The sequence below is a fragment of the Dietzia cercidiphylli genome, from assembly GCF_039531545.1.
In the GTDB taxonomy this organism is placed as follows: domain Bacteria; phylum Actinomycetota; class Actinomycetes; order Mycobacteriales; family Mycobacteriaceae; genus Dietzia; species Dietzia natronolimnaea.
This window is the reverse complement of sequence record NZ_BAAAQG010000013.1, coordinates 1-14,763: the sequence shown is the minus strand read 5'-3', so window position 1 is coordinate 14,763 and position 14,763 is coordinate 1. Positions and strand designations below refer to the sequence as shown.

Annotated in this window: 6 protein-coding genes; 5 read left to right on the top strand and 1 reads right to left on the bottom strand. The window is 68.2% G+C overall.

The window, feature by feature from the left end:
- Nucleotides 1-6 precede the first annotated feature (6 nt).
- On the bottom strand, nt 7-672 hold the full coding sequence (locus ABD250_RS13130) for a hypothetical protein (RefSeq protein WP_182659390.1): 666 nt from the start codon (nt 670-672) through the stop codon (nt 7-9).
- A gap of 101 nt (nt 673-773) precedes the next feature.
- Between ABD250_RS13130 and pglX the strand changes: the two genes are divergently transcribed.
- Genes pglX through ABD250_RS13105 form a run of 5 tightly spaced genes read left to right on the top strand, consistent with a single transcriptional unit; the run spans nt 774 to nt 14,679 of the window.
- The gene (pglX, locus tag ABD250_RS13125; protein WP_338404249.1) at nt 774-4,463 is read left to right on the top strand and encodes a BREX-2 system adenine-specific DNA-methyltransferase PglX; all 3,690 of its coding nucleotides are present in this window, start codon (nt 774-776) and stop codon (nt 4,461-4,463) included.
- Nucleotides 4,464-4,468: 5 nt separating this feature from the next.
- Nucleotides 4,469-8,335: a BREX-2 system ATPase PglY family protein gene (locus ABD250_RS13120; RefSeq protein ID WP_182659391.1), complete on the top strand. Its 3,867-nt coding sequence runs from the start codon at nt 4,469-4,471 to the stop codon at nt 8,333-8,335.
- A complete protein-coding gene (gene pglZ, locus ABD250_RS13115; protein ID WP_344392728.1) occupies nt 8,332-11,262 on the top strand; it encodes a BREX-2 system phosphatase PglZ in 2,931 nt (976 codons plus the stop codon). The genes ABD250_RS13120 and pglZ overlap by 4 nt, the downstream gene beginning before the upstream one ends.
- Nucleotides 11,263-12,564 carry a BREX system ATP-binding protein BrxD gene (gene brxD, locus ABD250_RS13110; RefSeq protein WP_182659195.1) on the top strand — a complete coding sequence of 434 codons (1,302 nt, stop codon included), beginning with the start codon at nt 11,263-11,265 and terminating at the stop codon, nt 12,562-12,564.
- Entirely contained in the window at nt 12,565-14,679 is a 2,115-nt protein-coding gene (locus tag ABD250_RS13105) for a DEAD/DEAH box helicase (protein ID WP_182659194.1), read from the top strand. It begins immediately after the preceding gene.
- Nucleotides 14,680-14,763: the final 84 nt, after the last annotated feature.

The following is a 14,763-nucleotide window of genomic DNA, read 5'->3' as shown; positions in this document are numbered from 1 at the left end:
GAGGATCTACTTTCGCTTGCCCAGCGAGGGTGCTCCGCCGGACCGCACGTCGAGTACACCGACGACGTTGTCCGGGCCACGCCTGATCTGGCGGCGCCGCTCCAGGTGTGCATCCAGTAGGAAGGCCAGCTCGAGCTCGGACGGCGCGGACTTCCGGCGACGCATCGCAATGGCGCCCTGAAGCTCCCTGAGGCCTTCTTTTCGGAGCCGGGCCCTTTTTCTGGCGCGCGCGTCGTAACGCACTCCCTGATTGATGAGGAAGCTGTTGTCTGCGTCGCATTCGGCGATAGCGTTCCGGACGCCTTTCGCGGTCGGGTCGCTGCAATGCTTCAAGAGCTTCCGGACCTTGATCCTGGCGGCCTCGATGCGGCCGCGTTCTTTCGCGGGAAGCGACTGCAGACGTTTCGTATCGGCTGCGGAGTCGGGAACCACCGAGATGCGCCCGCCGGCCTTCGGAGAGCCCTTTCCCGTCCCGCCGGCCGCCGCGGCCTGGCGATCTCGGGCCTCGCGGACAGACCTCTTGATTGCCTTTCTGCTCTTCTGGGCGACCGCGCGTTTGGCCACGAGCGCTCGGATTCGCGAACTGTTGGTGGGGACGCCGTCCTCGATGAGGGCGTCGATCCGGGCATCGATCGCGGCGACGGCGCGTTGGCGCTCCTCGTCGGTGTTCATGTCGGAAACACTATCCGGGTCTCGCCGCTCTCACGTGCTTCGTAGGATGGTCGAGGGACTCGCAACGCGCGGGTCCGCGTGTGTGAAAGGCCAGGTGCCAGGTGGCGGGTAAGCGGCGGAAGTCGGCGGAACAGCAGACGCTCACGGACGCGTTGCAGCCGGTGGTACGGGAGCTTGTCGACGACATGCGTACTCGCCTCGCAGCTGACCTGGACAAGACGGCGGAGTGGAAGACCACTCACGCGGCGCTCAAGGAATCCCAGCGGACCGGTGCCACGTGGGCAGACTGGCAGGAAGATCAGCTCACCCAGGCGGCGGTGGGGTGGGTGCTCACGAGTGTCTTCGTGCGGTTCTGCGAGGATAACGACCTGCTGGGGGCGCACCAACGCTGGATCAGTGGGCCAGATGCGGACGGGCGCCGGCGTGCGGTGGACGAGCAGGACCGTTTCTTCTCGGCGAACCTGGACCAGAGCTTCCGTGGCTATCTGCGGCATGCTTTCTCCCAGCTGGAGCGCTCCCCTGCGGCGGCACCCCTGGTGGGCGAGCACGCGGGAATCCACATTGCCGAGCCGACCGACGACGCGGCGCAGCGGTTGGTGGAATTCTGGCGCCAGCCTGATGCGGAGAACGCGACCGTATGGTCCCTGCGCGATCCAGCACTGGATACCCGGTTCTTGGGCGACATGTATCAGGACCTGTCGGAGTACGCCAAGAAGAAATATGCGCTGTTGCAGACACCGGAATTCGTCGAGGAGTTCATCCTTGATCGCACGCTGACCCCGGCGCTGAAGGAGCGCTCCCCTCGTCTTCCGTCGGTCGATGCAGAGGGTCGGACAGAAGCGGTGGACTTTAAGATCATCGATCCCACCTGCGGATCGGGGCACTTCCTTCTCGGTGCATTCGAGCGGATGCTGGACTATTGGCGAGCCGAGGCTCCGGGAATGGAGCCGACCGAGCAGGTGCGCTTGGCGTTGTCTTCCGTCCACGGGGTGGACATCAACCCGTTCGCGGTAGCGATCGCCCAGTTCCGGCTCATGGTGGCAGCACTTCGGGCGACAGGTGGGTCGAGCCTGCTTAACGTGCCCGAGTTGCCGCTTCAGGTTTATGCCGGCGACTCGCTGCTCTGGAGCGAGGACTCTGCCGGGCAGTCCGGATTCGACTATGGAGATCTCACCGTCGATCCCGATGCTGTCGCCAGCGGCACCCACCTATCGACGGAGGACGTGGCGGCGCTGCGGCGGACGCTGGCGCGGGATCAGTACGACGTGGTGGTAGGTAATCCGCCCTACATCACCGTCAAGGACAAGACCCTTAACCAGCGGTATCGGGAGCTGTACGGATACTGCAAGGGCACATACGCGTTGTCGGTTCCGTTTATGGAGCAGTTCCACGCTTTGGCGAAGTCGGGAACGCTCGATCCCTTCCGCTCGGGCTGGATCGGGCAGATCACCTCGAACTCGTTCATGGCGCGCGAGTTCGGCGTCCCGCTCATCGAGGAGTTCTTCCCGCGGGTTGATCTTCTCGAGGTGATCGACACCTCTGGCGCGTACATCCCGGGGCATGGCACGCCAACGGTGACGCTTGTCTCGCGGAATCGTCAACCAGGCGCTGACACCGTCCGTGCTGTACTAGGTATTCAGGGCGAGCCGGGTGCGCCCGAAGACCCGGCACAGGGCCTGGTGTGGCGCAGCATCGTCGAACACGTCGATTCTCCGCACTTTGAAGACCAGTGGATTAGTGTGGACAACCTGCCGCGTGACACGCTCTCGGCTCACCCCTGGTCGTTGCAGGGCGGTGCGGCGGGCGGAGTTGCAGGTCAGATTGAGGCGAACGGTCCCCGTGCCCTGGGTGAATTGGTTGTCCGTATTGGCTTTTACGGTCAGACAAATGCTGATTCTGCATTTCTTACCGATCAAGCTACCGTCAAGCGACTGAGCTTAGAGGATCCCTTTACGAAACAGTTAGTTGTCGGGGATGAAGTTCGTGATCATGCCATCGCGGGATCGACTTTCACTTGGCATCCCTACCGGGCGCCATCTGGGCTCTTAAGGGTCGAAGAGGCTCCAAACTGGCATCGAACTCTATATCGGGCTCGAACCAGCATTGCTAATCGCGCCACCTTCAACAAGCTCCCCTACTATCTAGATAAGAAGCATTGGCACGAATGGCACATGGTGCAAGATCCGAATAAATGGACGCCGCTTTCGATTGCGTTTGCGGAGGTGGCTACGCATAACCATTTTGTGCTGGATCGTGGTGGGAAGGTGTTCAAGCAGACCGCCCCGGTGATCAAGTTGCCGGAGAGGTCGAGCGAGGACGAGCATCTTAAACTGCTTGGGGTGCTGAATTCGTCGACGGCGTGCTTCTGGTTGCGCAATAACTGCTATCCGAAGGGTGGCGACCCGGTTGGCACCTCCGGAGCCCGGGTGAGCAAGGAGAAGTGGTCGGATCGCTATCAATTCAACGGCACCACCGTCGGAGACTTCCCTCTCCCCGCCGGCTCGGTGTTGGAGCGCGCACGGTGCATCGATCTGCTGGCTCAGGAGTTAGCGGCGGTCGCGCCCGCTGCTCTTCTCGAGGGGTCGTCGCCGTCGGCTGAGCTGTTCGCCCGCGGCGAGGTGGATTGGGAACGCATTCGGGGGCTGATGATCGCGGAGCAGGAGGAACTCGACTGGCAGGTGTACCACTTGTACGGGTTCACCGACTCCGACCTGTCGCTCCCGGTGGGTGACGTCCCTGAGTTGGCATTGGGCGAGCGGGCGTTCGAGATCGCCCTGGCCCGCCGCGTTCAGGCCGGTGAGGCCGAAACGGCGTGGTTCGACCGCCACCGCTCGACCCCGGTCACCGAGATCCCAGAACATCTGCCGTCCGGGTATCGGGACGCGGTGCAGCGGCGGCTGGATCTCATCGCCGAGGATCCTTCGCTCGAGCTTCTCGAGCGCCCCGAGTACAAGCGGCGCTGGTCCTCTGTGCCCTGGACTGACCGGGTCCGATCGGCACTCGAATCCTGGATCTTGGACAGGCTGGAGAACCCTGAGCTGTGGAAGGACCCCAACGGGTATCCGCAGCCGCAATCGGTGCGTCAGCTCGCCGCGAAGGTCGAGACCGCTCCGCAGTTGGCTGGAGTTTCCGAAGCGCTCGAGCTGTGGTCGACCAAGCGGCAGGCCGGCGTGCTCGCCAACCTCGTGGCGCTGTTGGCGGACGAGGCAGTGCCGTACCTGGCAGGGCTGCGGCTCAAGGACTCGGGCTTGCGCAAGTTCGCCGAATGGCAGGTCACCTGGGACGCCCAGCGCGCCGAGGACCGCGGCGAGATCACCACCGCCCAGGTGCCGGTGCCACCCAAGTACACCTCCGCGGACTTCCGCAAGACCTCCTACTGGCAGGCCCGCGGCAAGCTCGACGTGCCCAAGGAACGGTTCGTTTCCTACCCCGGGGCCTCGGGCCCGGACGACCCCACCGCAATGCTGGGCTGGGCGGGCTGGGACCACGCCGAGCAAGGCATCGCCCTGGTGTCGTTGTACGACGACCGCAAGGACGACACCGACCCCGCCCAACTCGTCCCTCTGGTCGCCGGGCTGGCCGAGCTCATGCCGTGGATCCGCCAGTGGCACTCGGGCATGGATGCCCACTCCGGAATCGACTGGGCCGACTATCTCGGCGGACAGCTCACCTCGCTCGCAGAGCGCACCGGCGTCGCGATCGCCGACCTGTCCGACTGGCGCCCCGCCCCTGCGACCCGCGGCCGCAGGCGCGTCGCAGCCGCAGCTACTACACCCGATAAGGAAAGCTAGAGTTCATGGCCTTCACCCCTCCCGGCGCGACGGCAGGGTCGGGCACTAGCCCCACCCTGCGTGACGTCTTCTCGATCCCCGAGCACTCGGGAACCTCGACGTTCGTCCTTCAACTCTCCGACGCCGTCACCCGAGACGAACTCGGAACCACGCTGGCAGAGTACGTGGTGACCCCGTCCATCGGCGACGCCTTTGATGAGGCGCTCGCCCTGGTCGACAGCGCCCTGGCCACCGGGGAGAACAAGGGTGCCTTCCTCAAGGGCTCCTTCGGCTCCGGCAAGTCGCACTTCATGGCGGTGCTGCTCGCCCTGCTCACCGGCGACCCCCGCGCCCGCGCGATTGCCGAACTCCAGCAGCACATCGCCGACCACCCGCGGGCCACGTCTAGCAAGATCCTCGCGCTGCCCTTCCATTTCCTGGGCTCGAACTCCATCGAGGACACCCTCTTCGCGGCGTACCTCTCGCACCTGAACCGGCTCCACCCGGGAGTCACCCCGCCGGTACTCCACATGGCTGACGGGCTGCTCGAGAACGCCGAACAGATACGGGCCGAGGTCGGCGACGAGCGATTTTTTGCACGCCTGGCCACTGCCACCACCGGACCCGGCGGCGTCACGTCGTCGTCGTCATCCACTCCCGGCGGCCTCGACCTGGCCGCGCTCGGCGGCGCCACCGCCACCACCTGGGACCGCGACTCCTACGACCGCGCCCGACACCCCGCCGCGTCCCGCGCCGAGCGGGACGCGCTGGTCTCCGCGCTCGGCCAGACGTGGATCACCTCCGCCCACACCAACACCGACTGGCTGCACCTGCCCGAGGGGCTGTCCGCGATCGCCGCGCACGCCAAGACCCTCGGTTACGAGGCCGTGGTCCTGCTGCTCGACGAGCTGATCCTGTGGCTCACCTTCCACTTCTCCAATCGCGAGTTCTTCGGCCGCGAGATTCAGAAGCTCACCGGGTTCGTCGAATCCGACCAGGGCCGCATGGCCGTGCCGATCGTCAGCTTTATCGCCCGCCAGCACGACCTCAAGGCGTGGAAGGACTCGTCGATCGAGGCCGGCGAGGCCACCAAGATCCGCGAGCAGGCCATCGCCCACCAGGAAGGCCGCTTCTCGGGCATCGCGCTCGGCTCGGCCAACCTGCCGCAGATCGCCCATCGCCGGCTCCTCACCCCCAAGAACGCCGCGGCGGTCGAGGCGCTCGAGGCCTCGTTCCAGCGCCTGCACCTGTCCCCGGCCGTCAAGCCCGTCCTGCTGGACAAGGTCAACACTGACGACCAGCACCGCGGAGCCACCGAGGAGCAGTTCCGCCTTACCTACCCCTTTAGCCCGGTCCTCATTGACACCCTCGTCCACCTGTCCACCGCCATGCAGCGCGACCGCACCGCGCTCAAGGTGATGGAGTCGATGCTCGTCGACCTGGCCGACTCCATGACCGTCGACCAGGTGATCCCCGTGGGCGAGGTGTTCGACTACATCATCGACGGGACCGGCAACGGTGGCGCCGACGAGGCGGTGGCTGCCCGGTTCCGCACCGCACGCACCCTGTGGCACGACAAGCTCCGGCCCGCCGTCCTGGCCCAGTTCCCCGACGCCGACCCGAGCGTGCGGGACCTGGACCAGCCCAAGGGGGTGCGCGCCCAGCTCCGCCTGGCTAAGACCCTGCTGCTGTCCGCCCTCGCGCCCGAGGTGCCCGGGCTCAAGGCGCTCACCGCCAGCAGGCTCGCCCACCTCAACCACGGGGAGCTCGTCTCGATCGTCGCCTCTGACGCGCCGACCCGCGCGCTCGCCTCGGTCCGGGAGTGGAACACCTCGGTTCCCGAGATCACCGTGGGGACCGACAGCCACGATCCGCTGATCTCCATCACGCTGGAAGAACTGCCCTTCGACGAGATCCTCGAGCGCGCCCGCGGCGAGGACACCTTCTCGCGGCGCCGGGAACGTCTGTGGTCGATGCTGCAGGAGGAGTTCGGCATCGCGGCCATCGACGCGCAGGCCGACGGCGCGCGCTCCACCCGAATCACCTGGCGCGGAACGAACCGGACCGTCGAGATTGTTCGTGGCAACGTCCGTGACCCAGGTTCCGTGCCCGACACCCTCTTGGCGCCCGTCGAACCCGGGGCGCTGCGGGTGATCGTGGACTTGCCCTTCGACGAGGAGGGACACGGCGTCTCCGAGGATCACGCTCGCCTGGACCGCCTGCGAACCGAAGGCCACGACCACTTCACCCTGGCCTGGCTGCCGGCGTTCCTCGACCGCAAGCAGATGGACGACCTGGGCAAGCTCGTCACCATGGACTGGGTTCTGCAGTCCGAGAAGTGGCTCGGTTACACCAGCTACCTCGCCGACGGCGACCGCGAACGCGTCCGCCAGGTCATGGTGACCCAGCGCAATCAGCTCGCCGGGCAGCTCGCCGCCATCCTGCGCAAGATGTACGGCATCGCCGAGGGGGCGGTGTTCCCCGAGGGGCAGCCGCCCGTCCGCTCGTTGAGTTCCTCCGTAGTGGTCCAGCGGCCCGTCGGCGCGTCCCTGCGCGAGGCCGCTAGGCGGCTCTACGACCAGGCGTTTGACCAGCGCTACCCCGACCACCCGCCGTTCGACACCACCAGCGCGCTCACGCAAAAGGACTTCGCGGTCTCGCTGGAGGTGCTGCGCCGGTCCGACGCCCGCGAGGACGGCCGCGCCGCGTTTGTCGCCGCCGAGCGCAAGTCCGTGCAGCTCGTGCTGGGCGGTCTTCGGGTGGCCGACGTCCACGAGTCTCACCTCGTGTTCCCCAGCGCCACCTTTGCCACCCTGGCCGGGCAGATCGACCGCGCGCTCGCCGAGGCGGAGAAATCCGGGCAGGCCGACGGTGTGCTCACGGTGGCGCAGGTCGTAGCGGCCGTGGAGAAGCTCATGCCGCAAGCCGGGCTCAACCGCGACTGCACCACGCTCCTCGCGGCGGCGTGGGCCGAGTCACGCGACCGCAGCTGGTTCACCTATGGGACTCCTGTCGCTGCCCCGGCCTTCAAGGACATCCAACAGTCCCACCAGCTGCGCGAGCCGGTCCTGCCCGAACAGGACGAGTGGGATCGCGCCGTGCAGGCCGCCCAGCACCTCTTCGGCATCCCCGAGCGAGGCCACCTCTCCCCCACCAACCTCACCCACCTGGCGGGCGAGGTGTCGAGCAAGGCGGACGAGTTCAAACAGTCCAGCGAGGACCTGGTTGCGCAGCTGTCCAAGCTTGAGCAGCGTCTGGGGCGAACCGGGGAGGGGCGCCGGCTCCAGCTCGCGCGCCGGCAGACCGAGTTGCTGCAGACGTTGGTGCGCAAGAAGCAGCATCACGGTGAGATCGTCACCGCCCTCGCCTCCGCGGGTGAGGGGCCGGGCAACTACCTCGGTGCCACCACCAACGAGGCGAGCCAGTCCATCACCACCGCCGAGGACGTGGCGGCCGTGGCGCGCAACATCGGGCCGACCCTCGAGACCCTGATCGGTGGGCGGGCCAAGGAGGGGCCCCTCGGGGGTGAGGCCACGCAGATCGTGAAGGACCTGGACAACGGGGTCGACACCCACGAGTTCGTCCAGCATCTGGTCACGTCTGTTCAGAAGTTTGAGAAGCGCGCTCAGGACTGGATCAACAAGGCGATCGTCGGTCCGCCCCCGCCCCCGCCCCCGATCCCGACCCCGCCGATTTCGCCGCCTCCACCCCCGCTGCCACCTCTTCCGCCGACCGAAGTGGAGATCACCGGCTCCGGTCGACGCCGGACATTCGAGGCGCACGGCAGCCAAGTTGAAGGGGCGATCCACACCGCCCTCGCTGATCTTGGGCGGAGCTACGGGACGGGCACCCGCTTCCGGATCGAGATTGTCGCCGAGGAGCCCGAGACGTGACCACGGCCAGTGCAGGGGTTGCGGGGGGAGCCACCTCGTCGTCGTCGCTCGGTACGGCGACCGCCGCCGACCTCATTCCACTCCTCCACGGCCTCTACCGGGACAAGCAGCACAAGCGCGGTTTGCTGGTGATGCACGCCCGTCCCGAATGGGACGGCACCGAGCTGCGCGTCGACGACCTCGCCGTCCCGGTCCACTGCTGCCGGACGGTGCTGGAGATCCGGGACGTGGTGCGGCACCGGAATGCCCCCGAGGTGCCGTGGCGCGTCGTGCTCACCGACCTCCCCGAGGAGCAGATCCCCCAGGGGGTTAAGGAGCATTTCCAACCGCTCGGGCGCATGCGGGAGCTCGACCCCGTGGGCACCCTGCTCGGGATGTTCTCGGCAGACAAGACCGACGGCCGCATCCCCCGAGGGCGGGACGACGTCCGGGGGCTCACGACCGCGCTGGCCGACCACCGCGACACTCTCGCCCCCACCCCGACTCCGGTCCTCACCGCCGACCACCTCTATGGGGCCATCAGCACGCTCGTACTGGGTCTGGAACAGGACTTCCGGCTCGCGGACCTCCTGGCCTGGAGCGCCACCCCCGACGCCCACGCCGCGTGGGACGAGCTGGCCTCGCGGCTCACATCTCACGTCCGCGCGGGGCTCATCACGTGGCTGTGCCGCACGTTCACGTTGACCGGTCCCGGGATCCGCAGTCTGTGGGCCAAGAGCGGGCCACGAGGGCTCCTGCCCGCCGGCCTGGTAGCAGAGACCCTCCGCACGCCCGACTGGCAGGACACACCCACCGAACTCACCGGAGCGCGGGCCCTGTTCAGCCACCACATCGGCGCCACACTCGGCGACCAGTCCCTGCGCGAATGGGGGTCCGCCGCCGCCAAGGCCGTCCGCACCTCACTGGATCACGGGCAGCCGCTCACCGCCGTACTCGGCGAGGCCCACCGGTTGATCACCGGATTCGAGCAGAACGGTGGCGCCTCCCTCCTCGCCGGATCCACCGTCCTGCCCGGCGCCTTCCAACGACGCCTCGACGTGTACGCCCGCGGCCTGGCCACCACCCTCGACGGAGGGAGCGAGACCGCGTTGCTGCGGGGGCTCGAGACGCTGCGGGCGCACGTCGAAGCCGAGCGCTCCCGGCCCGACGACCTCGAGACCGCCGCCGCGCTGGTCCGGCTCCACCGGTGGAACCGGACCGAGGCCACCGCCGTGGCCGACCGGATGCGTTCTGTCGGTCACGTCGAGGCGATGCGCGCGTACGTTGACGAGCTGAGCTGGGTGGACCGGGCCGTCAACTCGGCGTGGCGTGGATTCACCGCCGATCCCAAGCCCGCGATCGGGCAGTCTGCGGCGGACCCCGACGCGCTCGGTCGTCGCGTCCTCGACCGCACCCTCGCCGTACGACGCGACATCGACCGGACCTTCGCTGCGCTCGTCGGTGCGCGTTTGGCCGACCGCTCCACCGCTGGCGACGCCCTGCTCGTGGAGGACGTGCTGTCCAGGGTCGTCGCGCCCCTGCGGAAGTCCGGGCCGGTCGAGTCCGGTCAACGGAGTGAGCGGGCGCTGCTCGTGGTGGTGATCGATGGACTCTCCGTGGCCGCTGCGCACGGGCTTCTCGAGGACGTGGCAGCCCGTCACGCCACCGTCTGGCAGCGGCTCGACTTGGCCTCCCTCGGACTCGACGTGGCCGCCTCCGCCCTGCCGTCGGTGACCACCGCGTCCCGGACCTCCCTGCTCAGCGGAGAGCTGGCCCTCGGCGGGCAGCAGGAGGAGCGGACCGGATTCGCCGCCCTGTTCCCCGCCCACCCCTCGGTCAGCGACGGGCCGCTGTTCCACAAGGCAGACCTCGACGCGAGCATCGGCGATACCGTCCGCAGCGCCATTTACGACACCGAGCATGTCCCCGTGGTGGGCGCGGTGCTCAACACCGTCGACGACGCCCTCGACCGGTCCGACCCCATCGCCACCACCTGGACCACCTCGCGCATCACCCACCTGGACAAGCTGCTCGACTACGCCCGCGCCGTTGGACGAGACGTGGTCCTGCTCTCCGACCACGGACACGTGGTCGAACGCAGCCGAATCGGCAAGGTCACCGCCGACGGCGCCGTGAGTGCGCGCTGGCGGCCCGCCAGCGGAGCTCCCGCCCAGGACGCCGAGCGAGCCGTGTCCGGGAACCGCGTGCTCGCGCCCGGCACCAGCGGCACACCGCACCACAGCGCGATCCTCGCTGTGGACGAGGACCTGCGCTACACCGGCAAGAAGGCCGGCTACCACGGCGGCGCCTCACCCGCCGAGGTCTGCGCGCCCGTTGCCGTTCTGGTCCAGAGCCTCGACGGGCTCGGAGAGGACTCACCGTTCCCCGCCGGGCCGCCCGTCCAGGACTCGTGGCCCGCGTGGTGGCCGATCTCGACGGCGACGTCGACCAGTGGTGCGGGCGAGGCGACCCCGGGACAAGCGGCTGCTGGACAGGCTGCCGCCGGGCACTCTGGGCGAGGACCCGCGGCCAAGCCCGCCACGCGGCGCAAGGCACCGCAGGACGCCGACCAGGTCTCACTCTTCGACTCCCCAGTCCCGGCCGAGCCCACTGCCTCGCCGGCACCCGCGCCCGCCCGGGCGAAGAGACCCGCCGACACCTTCACCGCCTTGGCCCGCAAGGACTACTTCAAGGAGAGGGTCGAGTCACAGCGGGTCGGGCTCGACCCCGGCGTGCTGGCCGACGCGCTGCGCGCGATTGCAGCGAACAACGGGCGCATGCCCATTGCCGTACTCGCGAGCACTCTCGACCTCAACCCGCTTCGGGTCAGCGGCACCATCGCGAGGATCCAGAAGGTGGTCAACGTCGACGGCATGCCGGTCCTCGAGCGTGAGGACAACGACGTGGTGCTGGCGTCCCAGACCCTCTTTGAACAGTTCGGACTGTAGATGACCGTCTCCCCCGCCCGCCGTACCGCGATCATCGACGCCCTCCGCCGCGGCACCGTCCCCGCCGACGGGCTGGACCAGCTCGCCGTGGGCCTCGACCGACTGGCGCCCGTCCTGGGAGAAGAGCTGGACAAGGTCGCCGGTGGCGCCGCCGTGTTCAAGGCCGTCCGCGGCGAATACGGCTCCGGCAAGACCTTCTTCGCGCGCTGGCTCCAGCAGCAGGCCCTCGACCGCGGGTTCGCCGTGTCCGAGGTCCAGATCTCCGAACTCGAGACGCCCCTGCATCGGCTCGAGACCGTGTACCGGAGGGCCTGCGAAGAACTCCGCACCCCCGCCGTCTCTCGACAGGCATTCCGGGCGGTCCTCGACGACTGGCTCCTCGGAGTGGAAGACGACGCGGCCTCCTCCGGAGCAGACGCCGCGGAGCTGCTCGAGGACAGACTGCGCTCCGTCGCCGATGCTGCGCCCGTGTTCCCTCTCGCCCTGCGCGGGTATCGAGACGCGTTGCTCAACGGTGAGATCGAGGTGGCCGACGGGCTTGCAGCCTGGCTCGGGGGTCAGCGCAACGTTGCCGCGTCTGCTAAACGAGCAGCCGGGGTGAAGGGCGAACTCGACCACTTCCTGGCGATGGGCTTCTTTCAGGGGCTACTCCAGGTGCTCGCCGGCTCCGGACACCGCGGGCTTCTGCTGGTCCTGGATGAGGTCGAGACCCTCCAGCGCATGCGCGGCGACGTCCGGGAGAAGGCGCTCAATGCTCTGCGGCAGTGGATCGACGAGCTCGATTCGGGGCGCTACCCCGGGATGTACCTGCTCATCACCGGGACCAGCGCCTTCTTCGAAGGACAGCAGGGCATCAAGCGACTGCCTCCGCTCGACCAACGGATCGGCGTGAAGTTCGACGCCGACCCCCGATTCGATAATCCCCGGCAACCGCAGATCCGGCTTCAGGCCTTCGATTTCGACCGACTGGTCGAGGTCGGGTCGCGCGTGCGTGACCTCTACGCGGTCGGCCTCGACCCCGCCGTCGCCCAGCGGGTCACCACCCTCGTCGACGACGCCTACCTGCGCGTGCTCGCCGAGTCCGTGGCGGGAAAACTCGGCGGCCAGGTGGGGATCGCACCCCGCCAGTACCTGCGGATGCTCGTCGACTGCCTGGATCGCGTCGAGATGTTCCCTGACTTCCTCCCGCGGCAGCACTTCACCCCGACGCTCGAGGCGTCCGACCTCAGTCAGAGTGAACGGTCCGCGGTGGCGGCCTCGTCGTCGTCCCCCATCGATGACCCCGACGCCATCGAGCTCTAGATGGACCACCGCGCCCCGCAGGGCTTCCCCGCGCTGCACCCGCTACTGCAGCACCACGTGGTCAACTCCCTCGGCTGGCCCGGCTTGCGGCCACTGCAGGAGGAGTCCGTCCGGCCGCTCATCGACGGCGAGGACGCCCTACTGCTCGCGCCGACCGCCGGCGGCAAGACCGAGGCCGCCGTATTCCCCGTCCTCACCCGCATGGCCCACGAGGACTGGGCCGGGCTGACCGTCCTGTACGTGACCCCGCTCAAGGCGCTGCTCAACAACCTCGCCGTGCGACTGGTCGACTACACCGCGTGGATGGGTCGCCGCGTCGAGGTATGGCACGGAGACGTCGGCGAGAGCGCCCGCAGAGCCATCCGGGCTGACCCGCCGGACATCCTGCTCACCACGCCCGAATCCATCGAGGCGATGCTCGCCTCCACCAAGACCGACCACCGCACGCTGTTCGCGAACCTGCACACCGTGGTGATCGACGAGGTACATGCCTTTGCCGGCGACGACCGCGGATGGCACCTGTCCGCCGTCCTCTCGCGTCTCGAGCACCTGGTCGGGCGGCCGCTGCAGCGGATCGGGATGAGCGCAACCGTCGGCAACCCCGAGGATCTGCTGCGGTGGTTGCAGGGCGGTGTCGACGGGCGGGCCGGGCGTGTGATCGCGCCGGGCGTTGCCGTGGGTGAGGCGGTCCGGCCTGTCGCCGGTGACGCCGACATCGTCGTGGACGCCGTCGACACTCTCGACTCCGCGGCCGTGCTGCTGTCCAAGCTGTACCGGGGACAGAAACGGCTCGTCTTTGTGGACAGTCGCCGGCAGGCCGAGGAGTTGGCATCCATGCTCCGCGGCTTTGACGTGGACGTGTACCTCTCGCACTCGTCACTCTCCGCCCAGGAGCGGAGGCGGTCCGAGTTGGCGTTCGCCGAAGCGCGTGACTGCGTGATCGTGGCGACTTCGACCCTCGAGCTGGGAATCGACATCGGGGACCTGGACCGCATGATTCAGATCGGCGCCCCCTCCACCGTGTCGAGTTTCCTCCAGCGTCTCGGTCGCACCGGTCGTCGCGCTGGCACCGTCCGCAACTGCCTGTTCATCGCCACCGAACCCCGGCATCTGCTCCGGACACTGGGTCTTCTTCACGCCTGGGGCACGGGATATGTCGAGCCCGTCGTGCCTCCACCGGTCCCGCTGCACTTGGTGGCGCAGCAGATCATGGCGGCGATGCTGCAGGAGGGCGCGCTGCCGCGGTACGGCTGGCAGGACCGTTGGGCGGCCACCCCGTTGATGAGCGCCGAGACCCTCGAGCGTCCCGCCGAGCTGATCGTCGACTTCCTCGTGGAGCGCGGGTACCTCAACGTCGATGGCGGCGCCATGTTCCTCGGGCCCGACGCCGAGAGGGTGTTCGGCCGCCGACACTTCATGGACCTGCTCACCACCTTTGCGATGCCTCGGGAGTTCACCGTCCTGGCCGGTCGGCAGGAGGTGGGCACCGTGGAGTGGCGGGCACTCACCGGCGTCGATGGGCCGATCCACCTGCTTCTCGCGGGGCGGTCGTGGAAGGTCACTGACATCAACTGGCCCAGGCATCGGGTGCAGGTGGAGCCCGCCGCGGGCGGCGGCAGAGCACGGTACGGGTTCGGGGGCGCCGACATCGGTCGGCAGGTCGCGCAGGGCATGCGCGCTGTGCTGCTGGGAGAGCTCCCCGAGCAGATTCGGCTCACCGCCCGCGCCCGCGCCGTACTCGCCGACGACGAGGACCGGTTGCGTCACACGGTGAGCCCACACGGACCTGTGTGGACCACCACGGACAACGTCCGGAAGTGGTGGACCTACGAGGGCAGCGCCGCCAATCGCAGGTATCAGGCGGCGCTCGGGCCGGCGCTGGGTGAGGAACTCGCACCGCAGGGCGGCATGGCCCAGCCCGACGCGATCACGTTGCACGAGGGCATGCCCACCGGGCCTCCAGCGGAGCGGCTCGAGTTCTGGGCGTCCCTACCGGAGAGTGAGCGGCCGCTTCCTGCGGTTCCCGCGACGCTGGTTGACAAGCTCAAGTTCTCGGAGGCGTTGCCCGTGGAGTGGGCGATCGAGGTGATCGCGCGGCGGATGGTGGTGGAGTAGGCACCCGCCGGGCTTCAGACCTGACTTCCACAAGTTTTAGTGTCACCCTGCGTTGATCGCGTCGATGACGGCTCGCGCGGCGTC

What these genes read in the sequence shown, in the direction of transcription:
- ABD250_RS13120 (WP_182659391.1), top strand. Translation starts at nt 4,469, where the DNA reads ATGGCCTTCACCCCTCCCGGCGCGACGGCAGGGTCGGGCACTAGCCCC.
- ABD250_RS13130 (WP_182659390.1), bottom strand. Translation starts at nt 672, where the DNA reads ATGAACACCGACGAGGAGCGCCAACGCGCCGTCGCCGCGATCGATGCC.
- ABD250_RS13105 (WP_182659194.1), top strand. Translation starts at nt 12,565, where the DNA reads ATGGACCACCGCGCCCCGCAGGGCTTCCCCGCGCTGCACCCGCTACTG.
- brxD (WP_182659195.1), top strand. Translation starts at nt 11,263, where the DNA reads ATGACCGTCTCCCCCGCCCGCCGTACCGCGATCATCGACGCCCTCCGC.